The sequence below is a fragment of the Dyella kyungheensis genome, from assembly GCF_016905005.1.
In the GTDB taxonomy this organism is placed as follows: domain Bacteria; phylum Pseudomonadota; class Gammaproteobacteria; order Xanthomonadales; family Rhodanobacteraceae; genus Dyella; species Dyella kyungheensis.
The window spans coordinates 646,217-665,030 of sequence record NZ_JADIKC010000001.1 but is presented as its reverse complement, the minus strand read 5'-3'; the positions used below and the strand labels follow the sequence as shown (position 1 = coordinate 665,030).

At 65.7% G+C, this 18,814-nt stretch carries 15 protein-coding genes; 10 read left to right on the top strand and 5 right to left on the bottom strand.

Annotated features, from left to right (window positions below; translation table 11 throughout):
• Positions 1-281 precede the first annotated feature (281 nt).
• From ISP20_RS03115 to ISP20_RS03100, 4 genes are all read right to left on the bottom strand, one after another.
• Positions 282-2,048 (bottom strand): bifunctional sulfate adenylyltransferase/adenylylsulfate kinase, encoded by a 1,767-nt coding sequence (locus tag ISP20_RS03115; protein WP_204634582.1) that lies wholly within the window; start codon positions 2,046-2,048, stop codon positions 282-284.
• A 63-nt stretch (positions 2,049-2,111) separates the two neighbouring features.
• Positions 2,112-2,834 (bottom strand): phosphoadenylyl-sulfate reductase, encoded by a 723-nt coding sequence (locus ISP20_RS03110; RefSeq protein ID WP_204634581.1) that lies wholly within the window; start codon positions 2,832-2,834, stop codon positions 2,112-2,114.
• Complete coding sequence (cysI, locus tag ISP20_RS03105) at positions 2,831-4,525, bottom strand: assimilatory sulfite reductase (NADPH) hemoprotein subunit (RefSeq protein ID WP_204634580.1); 1,695 nt, start codon at positions 4,523-4,525, stop codon at positions 2,831-2,833. The genes ISP20_RS03110 and cysI overlap by 4 nt, the downstream gene beginning before the upstream one ends.
• A gap of 1 nt (position 4,526) precedes the next feature.
• Entirely contained in the window at positions 4,527-6,329 is a 1,803-nt protein-coding gene (locus tag ISP20_RS03100; RefSeq protein ID WP_425490758.1) for an assimilatory sulfite reductase (NADPH) flavoprotein subunit, read from the bottom strand.
• Positions 6,330-6,564: 235 nt separating this feature from the next.
• On the opposite strand from ISP20_RS03100, the gene ISP20_RS03095 reads away from it, so the two are divergent.
• From ISP20_RS03095 to pilH, 8 genes are all read left to right on the top strand, one after another.
• Positions 6,565-7,758, top strand: a complete 1,194-nt coding sequence (locus tag ISP20_RS03095; RefSeq protein ID WP_204634578.1) for a cupin domain-containing protein — start codon at positions 6,565-6,567, stop codon at positions 7,756-7,758.
• A complete protein-coding gene (locus ISP20_RS03090) occupies positions 7,755-8,288 on the top strand; it encodes a DUF7931 domain-containing protein (RefSeq protein WP_204634577.1) in 534 nt (177 codons plus the stop codon). Before ISP20_RS03095 ends, ISP20_RS03090 begins: the two co-directional genes overlap by 4 nt.
• A gap of 259 nt (positions 8,289-8,547) precedes the next feature.
• Positions 8,548-11,394, top strand: a complete 2,847-nt coding sequence (locus ISP20_RS03085) for a 2-oxoglutarate dehydrogenase E1 component (RefSeq protein WP_204634576.1) — start codon at positions 8,548-8,550, stop codon at positions 11,392-11,394.
• 145 nt (positions 11,395-11,539) lie between these two features.
• On the top strand, positions 11,540-12,745 hold the full coding sequence (gene odhB, locus ISP20_RS03080; RefSeq protein WP_204634575.1) for a 2-oxoglutarate dehydrogenase complex dihydrolipoyllysine-residue succinyltransferase: 1,206 nt from the start codon (positions 11,540-11,542) through the stop codon (positions 12,743-12,745).
• Between the two features lie 147 nt (positions 12,746-12,892).
• Entirely contained in the window at positions 12,893-14,317 is a 1,425-nt protein-coding gene (gene lpdA / locus ISP20_RS03075; RefSeq protein ID WP_204634574.1) for a dihydrolipoyl dehydrogenase, read from the top strand.
• 154 nt (positions 14,318-14,471) lie between these two features.
• Positions 14,472-15,062, top strand: a complete 591-nt coding sequence (locus ISP20_RS03070; protein WP_204634573.1) for an LOG family protein — start codon at positions 14,472-14,474, stop codon at positions 15,060-15,062.
• Positions 15,063-15,096: 34 nt separating this feature from the next.
• Entirely contained in the window at positions 15,097-16,104 is a 1,008-nt protein-coding gene (locus tag ISP20_RS03065; protein WP_204634572.1) for an oxidoreductase, read from the top strand.
• Between the two features lie 72 nt (positions 16,105-16,176).
• The gene (pilH, locus tag ISP20_RS03060) at positions 16,177-16,542 is read left to right on the top strand and encodes a twitching motility response regulator PilH (protein WP_204634571.1); all 366 of its coding nucleotides are present in this window, start codon (positions 16,177-16,179) and stop codon (positions 16,540-16,542) included.
• Between the two features lie 165 nt (positions 16,543-16,707).
• On the opposite strand, the gene ISP20_RS03055 is transcribed toward pilH, so the two are convergent.
• Entirely contained in the window at positions 16,708-17,610 is a 903-nt protein-coding gene (locus ISP20_RS03055; protein WP_204634570.1) for a DnaJ C-terminal domain-containing protein, read from the bottom strand.
• Positions 17,611-17,833: 223 nt separating this feature from the next.
• On the opposite strand from ISP20_RS03055, the gene ISP20_RS03050 reads away from it, so the two are divergent.
• Both ISP20_RS03050 and ISP20_RS03045 read left to right on the top strand, forming a co-directional pair.
• The gene (locus ISP20_RS03050) at positions 17,834-18,313 is read left to right on the top strand and encodes a peroxiredoxin (RefSeq protein WP_204634569.1); all 480 of its coding nucleotides are present in this window, start codon (positions 17,834-17,836) and stop codon (positions 18,311-18,313) included.
• Positions 18,313-18,768: an NUDIX hydrolase gene (locus tag ISP20_RS03045; protein ID WP_204634568.1), complete on the top strand. Its 456-nt coding sequence runs from the start codon at positions 18,313-18,315 to the stop codon at positions 18,766-18,768. Before ISP20_RS03050 ends, ISP20_RS03045 begins: the two co-directional genes overlap by 1 nt.
• The last annotated feature ends 46 nt before the right edge of the window (positions 18,769-18,814 follow it).

Here is an 18,814-nt window from a genome sequence, read left to right as displayed (position 1 = left end):
TCGCCAGCTGCCGGGCGCTGTCCCCGCGTGCCTTGCCCACCATGATCGCACCTCGCTCTTCGGCGCTTAGATGGTTGTAGTGCCGACCCATGCATCACCTCCCAAAGGGCGTTGCACTTGATATTAGAGACTGCCTTACTTTCTCTTGGGCAAGCAAAGAAAAGTGACTCGGCCCGCGGCAGCGGCACGGAAGCCCGCGGCAGGCGAGCAAGCTGGCGTCAACGCGACAACCAAACACCGAGGCTCTGGATCCCGGCCTGCGCCGGGATGACGAGCAAAACTCACCCGCGCAACAACCCTCGCTGCTCAAGCAACGAAACAACCTGCCGCGCCAACACCAACGGATCCCCTCCATTCCCATCGATCCGCAACTCCGGCTGCCCCGGCTCCTCATACGGATCACTGATCCCCGTGAAATGCGCAATCGCCCCCGCGCGCGCCTGCGCATACAACCCCTTGCGATCCCGCGCCTCGCAAACCTCCAGCGCCGTCGCCACATGTATCTCGATGAAATCCCCGTGCGCCTCCACCAATGACCGCGCGTCCGCACGCGCATTCGCATAAGGCGCAATCGGCGCGCAAACAGCCACACCACCGTGGCGCACGATCTCACTGGCCACATAGCCGATACGAGTGACGTTCGCATCGCGATCCTCGCGCGAAAACCCAAGACCGCGCGACAAGTGCTTGCGCACCTCATCGCCATCCAGCACCGTCACCGCCCGGCTGCTGCGCTCCAGCAACTGCGCGACCACAGCCTGCGCGATGGTCGACTTTCCCGCCCCGGAGAGACCGGTGAAGAACAAGGCGAAACCGCGTGCAGCCTGCGCTGGATGCCTCTCACGCAGGATCTTCTCCACCTCGGGAAAGGAGAACCACGAGGGAATCTCGCTGCCTTCCTGCAGGTGGCGACGCAACTGCGTTCCCGAAATGTCGCGCACTTCGTCGCTGGGCTCTATCTCGTTCGAGGGAAGATAAGCGTCGCGGTTGGCCGCATACACCATGGCCGGGAACGGCACGATGCGGATGCCCAGTTCGTCCTGATGGCGCTCCAGCAGATGCTGCGCATCGAACGGACCGTAGAACGGCTTGCCGCTGGAGTCGTTGCCGGGGCCGGCATGATCGCGCCCCACGATGAAGTGACTCGCGCCGAAGTTCTTGCGGATGATCGCGTGCCACAGTGCCTCGCGCGGTCCACCCATGCGCATGGCCAGCGGCAGCAGCGACAAACGCGCACTGTTGGCCGGGTACTGCGGCAACAATGCCTGATAGCAACGCACGCGAGTGTAGTGGTCGATGTCGCCCGGCTTGGTACGACCCACCGACGGTTGCAGCAGCAATTTCGCGCCCACCTGCTGCGCGGCGCGCAAGGTCAACTCGCGATGCGCGCGATGCATCGGATTGCGCGTCTGGAACGCGACGATCCGATGCCAGCCCTGCGACACGAACCACTCGCGCAGGCCACGCGGCGTATCGCGCAGCGTGGTGAAGTCGTAGTGCGACGGCGGCTGGATGCCACGCACGCGCCCGCCGAGGTTGACCGGCCGATAGCGATCCAGCAGCTCGGCCACACCGGGATGCGCGCGGTCCGTCGTGCCGAAGACCTGTTGTGCTTCGTGCTCACGATCCGGGCGGTAGATGTCGTCCACTTCCAGCACCGCGATCGGCACGCCCTGCACGTCGCGCAGTGCGACCTCGCTGCCGACCACCAGCCGTTCGGCGAAGGCCTCGCTGACATCCAGCGTGATCGGTATCGGCCATAGCGTGCCGTCCGCCAGTCGGTATTCGGCGACCACGCGATCGTAGTCGCGCTGCGACAGGAACCCTTCCAGCGGAGAGAACGCGCCATTGAGCAGCAGTTCCAGATCGCACAACTGACGGGTGTCCAGGTCGATACCGGGCAGGCCCGCGCTGCGTTGCTTGAGAAGGGCGGCCTCACCGGCCGGCAGGTACAACTCTTTCAGCACGCCGCCGTGCGGTGGAATCAGCGACGGCGATGCATCGTCGGAAAGCGCAGCAGCAGTCTGCGCAAGGGCACTGGGGCTCATGGCGTGATTCTTCTTTTCGGGGCGGTGGCCGGCGTGAGCCGGGATGGTTCTTGGAGTGTTCGGTCAAGCCAGGCCGTGAAGCCCGCATTCGCGCTTCAAGCCAAAGAATCGGGTGGCATCGGCATCCGTGCCGGGTTCCCAGCGATGCGTGGTGTGCACGTCGCCGATGGAGATGTAACCCTGGTCCCACAACGGGTGGTACGGCAGGCCGTGCTTGTGCAGATACAAGCCGACGTCGCGGTCGGTCCAGTCCGCGATCGGATGGAATTTCCAGCGACCATCGCGACGCTCGGCAAACTCAATGGCCGCGCGCGTGCGCGCCTGGCTGCGGCGCAAGCCGGCAAACCAGGAGCCCGCGCCAAGCTCCGCCAACGCGCGCCGCATCGGCTCGACCTTGCGCAGCTGGTTGTAGCGATCGATGCCCGCCACGCCCTGCTCCCACAAGCGGCCTTCCCTTGCTTCCAGCCAGGCGGCGCTTTCGTGCGCGCTGTAGATGCGCACATTCAACGCGAGGCGGTCACGCAGTTCCTCGACGAAGCGATAGGTCTCTGGGAACAGATAGCCGGTGTCGACCAGCACCACCGGAAGATCCGGCCGTTGCCGCGTCATCAGATGCAGCGACACCGCCGCCTGCGCACCGAAGCTGGAAGACAGCACGTGTGTGCCCGGCGCATAGGCGAGCCCCCATATCACGCGTTGCTCCGCGTCCAGCTGACCCAGCCATCGGTTCAACTCATCCCGCGCCCGAGGGTCGTGCTGCGCATCCTCGAGCAGCGCCAGCTTCATGCCACGACCTCGACGGGAATCCGCCGCGTGTCTGCTTCGATCACGCCGGTGCGCAGGAGGAAATCGCCGAAGCCTTCGTCGATCACGCGCTCCGCTGCATAACGGGCAAACAGCGGCGACAGCGCATCGAGGATCGCCGGCTCGTCCACGTTCTCCCGATACAGCTGATTGAGCCGCTGGCCGCGGAAATCCGCACCCAGGCGCAAGTCGTAACGGCCGGGGCCACGGCCGACCAGCGCGATCTCACCCAGGTACGGGCGCGAGCAACCGTTGGGGCAACCGGAAAGGCGCAGCAGAATCGGCGCCTCGCGCAATCCATGCACATCGAGCAGCGTCTCCAGGCGAGGCAACAGATCCGGCAGATAGCGTTCGCTTTCCGCCATCGCCAGGCCGCACGTGGGCAAAGCCACGCAGGCCACGGCGTGACGCCGGATACCGCTATCGGTGCGATAGCCATCCAGCCCATGCGCGGTCACGATGGCATCGATGCGCGCGCGCTGGCCAGCACCCACGTTGGCGACGATCACGTTCTGGTTGCAGGTGAGGCGGAAGTCGCCCTCGTGGATCCTGGCCAGCTCGCGCAGACCAGTAAGCCAGCGCCGCTCGCCCACATCGGCCAGACGGCCCGATTCGATCTGCAGCGTGAGGTGCCAGCGCCCGTCCTCGCCTTCGATCCAACCGTAGCGATCGCCGTTGTGCTCGAAGCGATAGGCGCGCTCGCCCTCCAGCGCGAAACCCAGGCGTTGCTCCAGCTCGGCCTTGAAAGCATCCAGCCCGCGATGGTCGATGGTGTACTTCAGGCGCGCGTGTTTGCGCTCACTGCGATTGCCCCAGTCGCGCTGCACCGCCACGATGGTTTCGGACACGGCAAGCAGCCGCTCCGGTGTCACGAAGCCGATCACGCTCGCCAGTCGCGGATACGTGCTGGGGTCGCCGTGCGTCGCGCCCATGCCACCGCCAATGGCGATGTTGAAGCCTTTCAGCTCGCCCTGTTCGATGATGGCGATCAAGCCGAGGTCCTGCGCGAACACATCCACATCGTTGAGCGGAGGGATGGCCAGGCCGATCTTGAACTTGCGCGGCAGATAGGTGCGGCCGTACAGCGGTTCCTCGTCCTTGGGTTCGCCGACCAGCGCGTCGCCGTCGAGCCAGATCTCGTGATAGGCGCGCGTGCGCGGCGCCAGTTCTTCCGAAAGCCGCGTGGCCCACTCGTAGGCCAGTGCATGCCCGCTCGATTCGACCGGATTGGCCGTGCTCACCACGTTGCGCACCACATCGCCACACGAGGCGATGGTGGTGGCGAGCGCGTCGTGGATGGCGGCAATGGTGGGCTTGAGCCTGCGCTTGATGATGCCGTGCCACTGAAAGGTCTGGCGGGTGGTAATGCGCAAGCTGCCGTTGGCATGGTCGCGCGCGATGCTGTCGAACACCAGCCACTGCGTTGGCGTCACCACGCCGGAAGGCAGGCGTGCGCGCAACATGAAGGAGTACGCCGGCTCCAGTTTCTGCCGGCGCCGTTCTTCGCGCAGGTCGCGATCGTCCTGCTGGTAGCTGCCATGGAATTTCAACAGCTTGTTGTCGTCGTCGCTGATCGCGTTGGTCACCGGGTCGCGCAGGCCCTCGGCGATGGAGCCGCGCAGTTGCCGGCTGGCGGCCTTGATGCGCTCGAAATCGGAAAGTGGTGGGCTCATGTCAGTACACGTCGCGGGCGTAGCGGCCCTGCTGGAGAAGACCGGACAGCCATTCCCTGGCCTGTTCGTGCGACTGGCCACCCTGGCTCACGGCCACCTCGATCAGGGCGGCATGCACGTCCTTGGCCATATGGTTGGCGTCGCCGCATACATACAGATGCGCACCTTCCTGCAGCCACGCGTAGAGATCGCGCGCCTGCTCGCGGATGCGTTGCTGCACGTAGACCTTGGCCTCGCCGTCGCGCGAGAAGGCCAGCTCCAGCCGATCCAGCGAACCGTCGCGCAACGCGGCCTGCCATTCGATCTGATAAAGGAAGTCGCTGCTGAAATGACGGTTGCCGAAGAACAGCCAGTGGCGTCCGCGCGCCGCTGTTTCGCGGCGTTCCTGCACGAACGCGCGGAACGGCGCCACGCCCGTGCCCGGCCCGATCATGATCACGTCGCGGCTGTCGTCCTTGGGCAAGCGGAAGCGTTCGTTCTCTTCGATGAAGACCGGCAGGCGATGCTCGTCCGTCGATGCGCCAAGGAACGACGAGGCCGCTCCCCAGTGACGTTGGCCGTGCGCGAGATAATCGATCACGGCCACCGTCAGGTGCACTTCGTCGCCCACCGCTTTCTGGCTGGAGGCGATCGAATACAGCCGTGGCGTCTGCGGCCGCAGTGCGGCGACCAGTTCGTCCGCCGACCACGCGGCGGGATGACGGCGCCACAGATCGATGGGTTGCAGGTCCGCCAGCAGTGCTGTCAGGCGCGAGGATTGATCCGGACGAAGTACACCAGCGAGTTCCTGGTCGCCGCTCGCGTCCGCCACGGCGGCGATCAACGGCCGGCTCAGCCGGGTGAGTTCACGCTCGTGCGTCAGCCAGCGACGCAACGGCCATTCCTTGCCGTCGTGATACACGACCTGTTCGCCGTCGAGCTTGAGCAGGCCCAGCCATTGATCGACCAGCGCGGCCGGGTTCTGTGGCCACACGCCCACGGCATCACCCGGTTCATAGCGCAGGCCGGAACCTTCCAGCGACAGCTCCAGGTGGCGCACGTCGCGACCGGCATCGCGCGCCACGATCGATTGGTTGTCCAGCACCGCTGCCGCAAACGGACGGTCCCGTTGATGCGTGACGCGCGAGGGCACCGGCTGCAGCGTGGTTACGCGGGGCGCGGGCTGGGTGGTGCCCAGCGCCTGTCTGGCCTGCTCGAACGCGCGTTCCGTCCATGGCGTCGCCACGGCGTCGACATCCACGTCCGCCTCGCCCAACGGGGCGAGCCGCGAGCCGCCGAGCTCGGCGAAGCGTGCATCGAGCTGGCGGCCGATCGCACAGAACTCCGGATAGCTGGAATCGCCCAGTCCCAGCACCGCATAACGCAGGCCTGGCAAACGGGGCGCGCGCTTGCCCAGGATGAACTCCACCAGGCCGCGTGCGTCATCGGGCGGCTCGGCATCGCCCTGGGTGCTGATCACCACCACCAGGTGGGTTTCCTTGGCCAGATCCCGCTGGGGATAGCTGTCGGCGCGTACCAGTCGAACGGCGAGTCCGGCAGCTTCGGCACGCGCGCTCAGTTGCGTGGCGATGCGCTTGGCCTGTCCCGTCTGGCTGCCGTAGAGGATGGTGAGCCGGTCGCCGATCGCTTTGGCGGGCGCCGCGGGAACGGTGCCGCGCTGCAGCTGGTCGGCACGTGCCGCGCTCCAGGCGGCGATCCAGTAGAGCTCGGCGGGGCCGAGTCCGTCGGCCAGCCGCTCCAGCGAGGAGAGCTTGTCGCCCTCGAGGGAAGCCAGTCCGGTTTGCGTTGCCACGACCGCGTTCACTGTCCACCTTTGGACGTCCAGACATCTGGATAGCCAAAGTAGTCATCCGCTCAGGTCATGGGAAAGGATGTGTTGGCATAACCATATGTCCACGGGCTTATTTCTCCTTGCGACGGCGCCGCCTCGGACATCGGGATGGACGCCCCCCCGAGAGCCTGGGTGCGCCGCCGGTGACCCCGGCGCCCTACTGACGGCGATCAACGGCGCCGTCATCGGCTTCGCTTAGAATGGGCGGATGACCAAGACCTCTTCCCTCCCCATCGAAGTCCGTGGCAGCGCCAAGCAGCCGCTGGGCATGAGTCCCGCCCAGTTCCTGCGCGATTACTGGCAGAAGCGGCCGCTGCTGATCCGCCAGGCCTTCCCGGACTTCGTCTCGCCGATCGAGCCGAACGACCTGGCCGGCCTGGCGATGGAGGAAACCGCGCTGTCGCGCCTGATCATCCATGACGAAGCCCGCGACCGCTGGAAGGTGAAGACCGGTCCGCTGACCGAAAAGGACTTCGCCAGCACCCCCGACAAGAACTGGACCCTGCTGGTGCAGGACGTGGACAAGTGGGATGCCGACGTCGCCGCGCTGCTGGAAGACTTCCGCTTCCTGCCCAGCTGGCGCCTGGACGACATCATGATTTCCTATGCCGAACCCGGCGGCGGCGTGGGTGCGCACGTGGATCAGTACGACGTGTTCCTGTTACAGGGCCTGGGCCAGCGTCATTGGGCCATCGACACCAACCCCGACGCCCCCAAGAATTTCCGCCCGGACGTGGAGCTCAAGCAGCTCCAGGTCTTCGAGCCGGACCACGAGTGGCTGCTCGAACCAGGCGACATGTTGTATCTGCCGCCCGGCGTGCCGCACGACGGCGTCGCGTTCGGGGGGCCGTGCCTGACCATCTCGGTCGGCATGCGGGCGCCGTCGCAGGCCGAGCTGACCGGTGACCTCGCCGATTACCTGGCCGAACGCCTGCCCGACGAGCTGCGCTATACCGATCCCGACCTCGCCCCGGCCAAGTCGGCCGGCGAAATCGACCGCGCGGCGCTGGCACGCCTGAAACAGGCCCTGCCCTTTGCCGCGGCACTGGACGAAGCCACGCTCACCGACTGGTTCGGCCGCTTCATCACCCGCTACCGCAGCGCCCAGCAACCGGTGCCACCGGAAAAGGAACTGACCGAAGCCGCGCTGGGCAAACAACTCGACGGGGGCGCTGCCCTGCTTCGCCATCCCTGGGCGCGCATGGCCTGGGCCCGCGCCAAGCGAGGCGCCACCCTGTTCGTCAACGGACAGCCCTATCCCACGACAGTGGAGCTGGCCGAACGCCTCTGCGCCACGCGCGAGATCATTCCAGGCAAGTCGGTGCCGGCCGCCGAACTCGGCTTGCTGCTGGCGCTGGTCAACGACGGCCACCTGGTCGCCCGCAAGCCGCGCCGCCGATGAGCGAACGGGAGGTCCACGACGGTGCACCGAACGCAGGCGAGGATCCGGCCACGCCGGGCCTGCCTGCGGGCGATCGCAGCGAAGTGGCCGCCGCCCGTCTCCGCCTGCTGACCGAGGCACGGCGACGCATCGCCATCTACCAGCCGTCGCTGCCCGCCGATGTCTACGGCGGCATCGCGGAACAGGCTGAGCTCCGGCGACTCGCCACCTCGGGGCGCGGCGCCGAAATCCGCCTGATCGTGCACGCGGCCGACGATGCGCTGCGCGACCAGCACCGGCTGGTCGCCCTGGCGCAGCGCCTGTCCAGCGTGGTGCTGGTGCGCACGCCGCTGGAAGAGGTGGACCTGGCCTATGCCTCGTCCTATCTGCTCACCGATCAGGGCGGCTACCTGTTCCAGCCCGACGCGCGCCGCGCCGACGGCCGGGCGGCGCTGGCCGATCGCGCCGCCCAGGCGCCGCTGATGCAGCACTTCAACGAGGTGTGGGAGCGGTCGGCTCGCGCCAGCACCTGGTTGCCGCTCGATCTTTAGCCGTTACCTGAACAGCGCCCCAGGAAGCGAGCGCCTCCGTCGCACCGACGCAAAACGCCTCGTTCCCTCACAAATCCGCGCTCTACGACGATGGTCGGTACCCGCAAACTCGAAATATCGTCCATCGACCCCATCTAAGGTCGGTGTTTTGGGTTGCCGCGTCGCAGCACCCCAAGGCTATAATTAACGGGATTTTTCCCAGCCATCCGGCCAACCCCGGCCGGAGCGGCTGCATGCTTCCCTTCTCACCGGTGGTGACGTGAGCACTAATCTGATCCGCGAGTTTTTCGAATCCTCCCAACTCGCCGGCGGTAACGCCGATTATGTTGAACAGCTCTATGAATCGTGGTTGGCAGACCCCTCGTCGGTCGACGCTACCTGGAGCAAATACTTCGAGACTTTCAAAGGCCGCGAGTCAGGGGACGTTCCCCACTCTGCGGCCATTGCGCGTATAGAGGCCGCGCAAAAGCAGCGCCGCAACGGCGTTGCGGCAGCCGCCGGCCCCGTCGACGACGCCCACGCCCGCAAGCAGGCCGGCGTTCTGCGCATCCTCACCGCCTACCGTTCGCGCGGCCACCTGGCCTCCAACCTCGACCCGCTCGGCCTGGCCGAGAAGCTGCCGGCGCCGGACCTGGAACCCTCGTTCCACGGCCTGTCCGACGCCGACCTGGATACCGAGTTCGACTGCGGCAACTTTGCCGGCGGCGGCCAGCGCCTGAAGCTGCGCGAGCTGATTGCCCGGCTGAAGAAGGTGTACACCAACACCCTCGGCGTCGAGTTCATGCACATCAGCAACCATGAGCAGCGCAACTGGCTCTACACCCGCCTGGAGCAGGCCAGCGGCACCGCCGGCCTTGACGCCACAGGCAAGAAGCGCGTGCTGGCCGGGCTCACCGCGGCCGAAGGCCTCGAGCGTTACCTGCACACCAAGTACGTCGGCCAGAAGCGCTTCTCGCTGGAAGGCGGCGACAGCCTGATCCCGATGGTCGACGACGTGGTCCGCGCCGCGGGCGACAACGGTATCAAGGAAGTGGTGATCGGCATGGCCCATCGCGGCCGCCTCAACATGCTGGTCAACATCCTGGGCAAGCCGCCGCGCACGCTGTTCAACGAATTCGAAGGCAAGTGGGATCACCCGGACGATCCGGCCCACTCGGGCGACGTGAAGTACCACATGGGCTTCTCCGCCGACGTCAAGACGCCGAACGGCGGCACCCACGTGGCGCTGGCGTTCAACCCGTCGCACCTGGAAATCGTCAACCCGGTGGTGGCAGGCTCGGTGCACTCGCGCCAGGTCCGTCGCCGCGACACCGAGCGCAAGCAGTCGCTGGCCGTGCTGGTGCACGGCGATGCGGCGCTGGCCGGCCAGGGCGTGAACATGGAATTGTTCAACATGTCCCAGGCCCGCGGCTTCAAGATCGGCGGCAGCCTGCACATCGTGGTGAACAACCAGGTGGGCTTCACCACCTCCAATCCGCAGGACGCCCGTTCCACGCTGTACTGCACCGACCTGGCCAAGATGGTCAACGCGCCGGTGTTCCACGTGAACGGCGACGACCCGGAAGCGGTGATCCAGGCCACCCGCCTCGCCTACGACTTCCGCAAGCAGTTCCGCAAGGACGTGGTGATCGACCTGGTGTGCTACCGCCGCCACGGCCATAACGAAGCCGACGAACCGGCAGCTACCCAGCCGGTGATGTACCAGATCATCCGCAAGCGCCCCACCACCCGCGACCTGTATGCGCAGGATCTGGTCAAGCAGGGCGTGATCGCCGATGGCGACGGCCAGAAGATGTTCGAGGACTATCGCGCCCGCCTCGAGGCCGGCGAACCGATGACCGAACTGACCACCTCGCTGGTCAAGGACATCGAAGTCGACTGGGACAAGTTCATCGGCGGCAAGCTGTCCACCGAGACGCCCACCGGCGTGCCGAAGCAGCGTCTGGTCGAACTGGCCAACCAGATCCTCAAGTTGCCCAAGGACCTGACGCTGCAGTCCCGCGTCGCCAAGATCTACGACGACCGCGCCAAGATGGCCGCGGGCGAACAGCCTGGCGACTGGGGCTTTGCCGAGAACCTGGCGTACGCCACGCTCATCGACGAAAACTACAACCTGCGCCTGGTCGGCCAGGACGTGGGCCGCGGCACCTTCTTCCATCGCCATGCGGTGCTGCACGACCAGCAGACCGGCTACACCTACCTGCCGCTGGCCGATGTGCGTTCGGGCGCCGACGTCGAAGTGATCGACTCGCTGCTCAGCGAAGAAGCAGTGATGGCGTTCGAGTACGGCAGCGCCACCACCGATCCGTACACCCTGCACATCTGGGAAGGCCAGTTCGGCGACTTCGCCAACGGTGCGCAGGTCGTCATCGACCAGTTCATCAGCTCGGGCGAATCGAAGTGGAATCGCCTGTGCGGCCTGGCGCTGTTCCTCCCGCACGGCTACGAAGGCCAGGGTCCGGAGCACTCCTCCGCTCGCCTCGAGCGCTTCCTGCAGCTGTGCGCGATGGAGAACATGCAGGTCTGCGTGCCCACCACGCCGGCCCAGGCGTTCCACATGATCCGCCGCCAGATGGTGCGCCCGGTGCGCAAGCCGCTGATCGTGATGACGCCCAAGTCGCTGCTGCGCCACAAGCTGGCCGTGTCCTCGCTGGACGAGCTGGCTACCGGCAGCTTCCAGCTGGTGATCCCGGAGCATCGCGAGCTGGCCGCCAAGAAGGTCAAGCGCGTGGTGCTGTGCTCGGGCAAGGTCTACTACGACCTGCTGGAAGACGCCGAGAAGCGCGGCCAGACCGACGTCGCCATCGTGCGCGTGGAACAGCTCTATCCGTTCCCGCGTCCGCAGGTCACCGCCGAGCTGGAGAAGTACGCGTCCGCCAAGGAAGTGGTGTGGTGCCAGGAAGAGCCGATGAACCAGGGCGCCTGGTTCCAGATCCGCCATCACCTGCAGGCTTGCGTCAACAGCAAGCAGAGCCTGTCGTATGCGGGTCGCGCTCGTTCGCCGGCGCCGGCAGCCGGCCATCTCAGCACGCACGTTGCCGAGCAGGCCGCGCTGGTTGAGCAGGCCTTGGTTACGCCGGTCGGCACCGACCATTCCGCGGAATAAAATCCTGAAAAGTGCGGCCATGGATGGCCGCTTTTTGACTTTCAGCGTTCAGGGATGAGCGCACTAAAATTTGAGAAGTGCGGCTAGGGATAGCCGCTTTTTGACCTTCGCGTTCAGGGATGAACGCACTAATCAAAGGATATTTATGTCTATCGAAGTCAAGGTTCCCGTCCTGCCCGAGTCCGTCTCCGACGCCACCATCGCGACCTGGCACAAGAAGGCCGGCGAAGCGGTCAAGCGCGACGAAAACCTGGTCGACCTCGAAACCGACAAGGTGGTGCTCGAAGTGCCCTCGCCGGTCGATGGCGTGCTGAAGGAAATCAAGTTCCAGTCCGGTGACACCGTGACCAGCCAGCAGGTGATCGCGGTGATCGAGGAAGGCGCTGCCGCTGCTGCGCCGGCTCCGGCCGCTGCCGCCCCCGCCGCCTCGGCCCCTGCCGCCGCGCCGGCCGCTCCGAAGGCTGCTGCCGCCGGCAACGCCGACCTCTCCCCGGCCGGCCTGCGCGTGGCCACCGAACAGAACATCGACGCCTCCAAGGTCGCCGGCACCGGCCGCGACGGTCGCGTTACCAAGGAAGACCTGCTCAACGTCGGCAAGGGTGGCTCCGCCCCGGCCGCTGCCGCACCGGCCGCCAAGCCGACCCCGGGTTCGCGTCCGGAAGAGCGCGTGCCGATGACCCGCATGCGCGCCCGCATCGCCGAACGCCTGATGCAGTCGAAGAACTCCATCGCCATGCTCACCTCGTTCAACGAAGTGAACCTGGCCGAGGTGGTGAAGATGCGCAAGGCGCTGGGCGAGTCGTTCGAGAAGGCCAACGGCGTCAAGCTCGGCTTCATGAGCTTCTTCGTCAAGGCCGCCGCCGAAGCGCTGAAGCGTCATCCGCTGGTCAACGCCTCGGTCGACGGCAACGACATCGTCTATCACGGCTACCAGGACATCTCCATCGCCGTGTCCACCGACAAGGGCCTGGTGACGCCGGTACTGCGCGACGTGCAGGACATGAGCTTTGCCGACGTCGAGCGCGGCATCGTCGATTACGCCAAGAAGGCGCGTGACGGCAAGCTGGGCCTGGACGACCTGCAGGGCGGCACCTTCACCATCACCAACGGCGGCACCTTCGGTTCGCTGCTGTCGACCCCAATCGTGAACCCGCCGCAGAGCGCCATCCTGGGCATGCATGCCATCAAGGAGCGCGCCATCGTCGAGAACGGCCAGGTGATCGCCGCCCCGATGATGTACCTGGCGCTCTCCTACGACCATCGCATCATCGATGGCAAGGACGCAGTGCTGTTCCTGGTCGATATCAAGAACCAGCTCGAGAATCCGCAGCGCATGTTGCTCGGCATCTGATCGCGCGCACGGATCGTCTCGGCGATCCGTGCAACCAGGTAACGAAGCTCTGGCGGCGAGCAGTGGCATTGAATCCACGCTCGCCGCACATATCTCCCGCTTCATAAGTGCCGCGCTCCCCGGCGCGTCACACAGCTAGGAAACATCATGAGCGAAAAATTCGACGTCATCGTCATCGGCGCCGGCCCGGCCGGCTATGTGGCCGCGATCCGCGCCGCGCAGCTGGGCCTGAAGACCGCCTGCGTGGACGCCTTCGTGGGCAAGGATGGCAAGCAGGCCCTCGGTGGCACCTGCCTCAACGTGGGCTGCATCCCGTCCAAGGCGCTGCTCGATTCGTCCAAGCAGTTCTACAACATCGCGCATAACCTGCCGGTGCACGGCATCACGGTGGAAGGCGCCAAGGTCGACCTGGGCACCTTCATCGGCCGCAAGGACAAGATCGTCAAGCAGTTCACCGGCGGCATCGGCCAGCTGTTCAAGGCCAACAAGGTCACGCCGTTCTTCGGAAAGGGCAAGCTGCTCAAGAACAACGAAGTGGAAATCACCGGCAACGATGGCGCCAAGCAGACCATCAGCGCCACCAACGTGATCCTCGCTTCGGGCTCGGTGCCGATCGAGCTGCCGTTCGCCAAGTTCGACAACAAGTTCATCGTCGACAATGCCGGCGCGCTGGACTTCACCGACGTGCCGAAGCGCCTGGGCGTGATCGGCGCTGGCGTGATCGGCCTGGAGCTGGGCAGCGTGTGGAAGCGCCTGGGTTCGGACGTGACCGTGCTCGAAGCGCTTCCGGACTTCCTCAGCGTGGCCGACGCGGACATCGCCAAGATCGCCTTCAAGGAATTCGGCAAGCTCGGCCTGAACATCAAGCTCGGCGCCAAGCTCACCAAGGCCGAGATCAAGGGCAACGAAGTTGCGTTGACCTATGAAGACAAGGACGGCGCGCACGAGGTGACCGTCGACAAGCTGCTGGTCGCCGTGGGCCGCCGCGCCTACACCGACGGCCTGCTGGCCGCCGATACCGGCGTGAAGCTGGACGAGCGCGGCCGCATCGTGGTCGACGAGCACAACCACACCGGCGTGAACGGCGTGTGGGCCATCGGCGACGCCGTGCGCGGCCCGATGCTGGCGCACAAGGGTTCCGAGGAAGGCGTGGCCGTGGCCGAGTGGATTGCCGGCAAGGCCGGCCACATCAACCTCGACACCGTGCCGTGGGTGATCTACACCGAGCCGGAAATCGCCTGGGCCGGCAAGACCGAGAAGCAGCTGAAGGACGAAGGCATCCCGTACAAGGTGGGCACCTTCCCGTTCGCCGCCATCGGCCGCGCCGTGGCCATGAACGAGGCCATCGGCCAGGTGAAGATGCTGGCTCACGCCGAGACGGATCGCATCCTGGGCGTGCACATGGTCGGCCCGGGTGTGTCCGAGCTGATCGCCGAGTGCGTGGTCGCGATGGAGTTCAAGGGCTCCTCCGAAGACCTGGCGCGCATCGTCCACGCGCATCCGACGCTGTCCGAAGCCGTGCACGAAGCCGCCCTGTCGGTCGACAAGCGCGCGATTCACAAGGGCAACTAAGCCCGTTGGCCACACCAGGCCAGTACGGCTCGCTCGTGGAAACACGAGCGGGCCGTTGCCTTTTCTGGGGCGAATGAATAGAAGTGAGAAACGAGAAACACCTCGTTTCGCCCGCTCCCACTAACTTTCCAACCATCCTTTCCGGTCTTCGTTCATGCCTACCGCCCTTTGCGTCTACTGCGGCTCCAGCAGCGGCAATCACCCTGAATACATCGAACAGGCCCGTGCCTTCGGTACCGAAATGGCCCGCCGCGGCATCGCGCTGGTCTATGGCGGCGGCAAGGTCGGCCTGATGGGCACCGTGGCCGATGCCGTGCTGGCCGCGGGCGGCAAGGTGATCGGCGTCATTCCGCGCCAGCTGGTGGACCTGGAAGTGGCGCATGCCGGCCTCACCGAGCTGGAGGTGGTGGACACCATGCACCAGCGCAAGACGCGCATGTTCGAGCTGTCCGATGCCTTCGTCGCCTTGCCCGGCGGCTACGGCACCATGGACGAGATGTTCGAAATGCTGACCTGGGCCCAGTTGGGCCTGCACCGCTATCCCTGCGCCTTTTTCGACGTACGCGGCTATTACGGCCAGCTGCGCGCCATGATGGATCACATGGTGGCCGAACGTTTCGTGCGCCCCGAGCAGCGCGAAAGTGTATGGTTCGGTCAGGACATGTCGCAGCTGTTCGACTGGCTGGACAGTTATCAGGGCGTTTATACGCCCAAGTGGATCGACCGCAGCAGCGTCAAAGCCTGACCCGGCACGGCACGCAGAGAGTTAAGGATTGGCCATGAGTACACCCGGCGCCTTTCGCGCCTTTCGCATCCACAACGACGGTGCCGGCTATCGCGGCGGCATCGAGACGCTTGCTGCCGATGCGTTGAGTCCCGGCGAAGTGCTGGTGCAGGTCGCGTATTCGTCGATCAATTTCAAGGACGCGCTGGCGGGAACCGGCAAAGGCAAGATACTTCGCCAGTATCCGCTCAACGGTGGCATCGACGTGTCCGGCACGGTGGTCGCCTCCACCGATCCGGCCTTCAAGGAAGGCGATGCGGTGCTGTGCACCGGTAGCGGCCTGTCCGAGACACGCGACGGCGGCTATGGCGAATACGTCCGGCTACCTTCCGCGTGGACGATTCGCCTGCCCAAGGGCTTGAGCCTGCGCGACAGCATGATCATCGGTACGGCCGGCTTTACGGCCGCACTCGCCCTGCTGCGCATGGAAGACAACCGCCAGACACCGGCGCTCGGCCCGCTCGCCGTCACCGGCGCCAGCGGCGGCGTGGGCATGCTGGCCATCGACATCTTTACGCGTGCCGGCTATGCCGTGCATGCGATCAGTGGCAAGGCCGCGCATTTCGATTTCCTGCGCGATCTGGGCGCAGCCGAGTGCATCGATCGCCACCAGCTGGTTTTCAGCGGCAAACCGATGGATTCGGCCCGCTTCGGCGGCGCGCTCGACAACGTCGGCGGCAGCATGCTGGCCGGCCTGCTGCCGCTGATCGCGCCCTACGGCAACGTCGCCATCTGCGGCAACGCAGGCGGCATCGATTTCGAAAGTACCGTGATGCCTTTCATCATCCGCGGCGCCAGCCTGCTCGGCATTGCCTCCGCCGGCACCGCGCGCGACATCCGCGATCGCGTGTGGGAGCGGCTGTCCAGCGACTGGAAACCGCAACATCTTGAGCGCATCGCCACGCGTGAAGTGACGCTGGAGCAACTGCCCGAGGTGTTCCCGCGCATGCTGGCAGGCGATTCGTTTGGCCGTACCGTAGTAAGCGTGGGTAACGCAAGCTGAGCTTTCGCTCGGCTTGGAAGCGTCGCGGCAGCGTCATAGAATCCAACGAAACAACAAGGGGAACTCCACCTTATGGCACGCATCCTGATCGTCGACGATTCGCCGTCGCAGCTGTTGGGCATCAAGCGCATCGTCGAAAAGCTCGGGCATGAAGCGCTGACTGCCGAAGATGGCGCCGCGGGTGTCGAAGCGGCCAGGCGCGAACGCCCCGACCTGATTCTGATGGACGTGGTGATGCCGAACCTCAACGGGTTCCAGGCCACGCGCACCATCAGCAAAGACCCCGATACCCAGCACATCCCCGTCGTGCTGGTGACCACCAAGGATCAGGAAACGGACAAGGTCTGGGGCCTGCGCCAGGGCGCGAAGGCCTATGTGACCAAGCCGATCCGCGAAGAAGAACTGGTGAGCACGCTGAAGGATCTGCTGCCGGCGTAAGCGCTGCAGTGCGCCGTGCAAGAGCCAGTTCGAAGTCTCCGCAACCCGCCTCCCCCTCACCGTCATTCCGGCGCACGCCGGAATGACGGTGAGGAAAAAATAAGCCAGCGGACAAAATTCCAGCGGACTAAAAAAACGGCGCCTTCCGGCGCCGTTTTTCGTTACTCAACGCCGCGGATCGTAATCCCCAAACTCCTCGCGCAACGCCTCGTACGCCTTCTTCTGCGCATCGGTATCGGCCAGCGGTGCGCGGATCGACAACTCCACCAGCTGATCGCCCGGATGCGCGCCCGGCAGCCCGCGCCCTTTCAGGCGCAACTTGCGTCCCGACTGCGAGCCGGCGGGGATGCGCAGGTCCACCGTACCGGCCAGCGTCGGCACCGGCACGGTCGTGCCCAGCGCCGCCTCCCATGGCGCGATGGGCAGCACGTGCAGCACGTTTCGGCCGTCCAGACGGAAACGACCGTCATCGCGTATGCCCACTTCCAGCAGCAGGTCGCCGTTGGAGGCACCGCCCGAACCGCTGTGGCCCTGCCCCGCCAGGCGAATCACCTGGCCCGGCTGGATGCCGGCCGGAATCTTCACTTCCAGCACGCGCTCGCCGCCGCTGCCGTCCTGCAGCGACAGGCGCGTGCGGCCGCCGTCGAACGCGGTCTGCAGATCGATCTGCACATGCGCATGCACGTCGCCACCGCGGCGTGCGCGCGGCGCACCGCGCGGGCCGGGACCGGCACCGCCGCGACCGCCAAACAGACTTTCGAAAAAGTCGCTGAAATCGCCGCCGCCGTCGCCGCCGAAACCATGGCTCTGGCCCCAGCCCGGCGGCGGCCGGAACTGCTCGCCGCCGCGGTAACCGCCGGCGCGCAGCTCATCGTAGGCACGGCGCTTTTCGGCATCGCGAAGCACTTCGTTGGCTTCGTTGATCGATTTGAATTTCTCTTCGGCGCCTGCGTCTTTGTTCTTGTCGGGGTGATATTTCCTGGCCAGCTTGCGATAGGCGGCCTTGATGTCCGCCTCGCTGGCATCCGGCTTCACGCCCAAGATGTCGTAATAATCTTTGAATTCCACTGCCACTCCCCGGCAATCCGCCCGCCTGGACCGGCGGCGCGGAAAGCATGTTTTCCGCCCCGCAGCCGGCGAGCTTCGCCCGACTCGTATGGGTGATGCATGGCGATGCCTCGCCACCCTCTCTATGGTCGACCACATGGGTGCGAAAATGGCGTGATTCAAGGCGACAAGCCCGCCCCGTAGCGCTAGCATCGCGTCCTCCCACCACCTCAGGCAACCTCCCATGAGCATCCAGGTCGGCGACACCTTGCCCGACGTCGAAATCCGCGTCGTCCACGACGGCATCGAACCGGCCCAGACGGGCGCCCTGTTCGCCGACCGCAAGGTCGTGCTGTTCGCCGTGCCGGGCGCCTTCACGCCCACCTGTTCCAACAAGCACCTGCCCGGCTATGTGCAGCATTTCGCCGAGTTCCAGCAGCGCGGCGTGGAAGTGATGTGCCTGGCCGTGAACGACGCCTACGTGATGCAGGCCTGGGCCGCCTCGCAGCACGTGCCGGCAGGCCTGTGGATGCTGGCCGACGGCAACGGCGCGTTCACCAAGGCGCTCGGGTTGGAACTGGATGGCAGCGGCTACGGCATGGGCCTGCGCGCACGCCGTTTCGCGCTGTATGCCGAGAACGGCGTGGTGAAGCAGCTGGAGCTGGAAGCGCCTGGCGAATTCCGCGTTTCCACAGCGGAAGCCATGCTGGAAGCGCTCGGCTGATGAATTCGACGCTGGTCCGGCAACGCTATGCGTTGAACGCCAGCGTCTTCGTAGTGGTGCGTCGCGGCGACGACATCTTGCTGTTGCGACGCGCGAACACCGGCTGGAACGACGGACAGTGGAGCCTGCCGGCCGGTGGTCACGATGGCGGCGAAACGCTGGAACAGGCCGCGGCACGTGAACTTCGCGAGGAAACCGGCATCGAGGCGCATGCGCATGACATGCGCCTGATCCACCTGCTGCACGCGCGGGCTGGCGACCACGGCGGCGAATGGCTGGGCATGTTTTTTCTGGCCACGCCATGGCGAGGCGACCCGGCCATCGTCGAATCCGGCAAGCACGATGGTCTTGGCTGGTTCCCGCTGCACGCGCTGCCGGAGACGCTGATCGGCTATACCCGGCAGGGATTGCAGCTCGGCCTGCAGGGCACGGCGTACTCCACGTTCGGCTGGTAAGCCAGGTCGCAACATCCGCTGCACCCTTTCTTGTCACGGCGGCGAG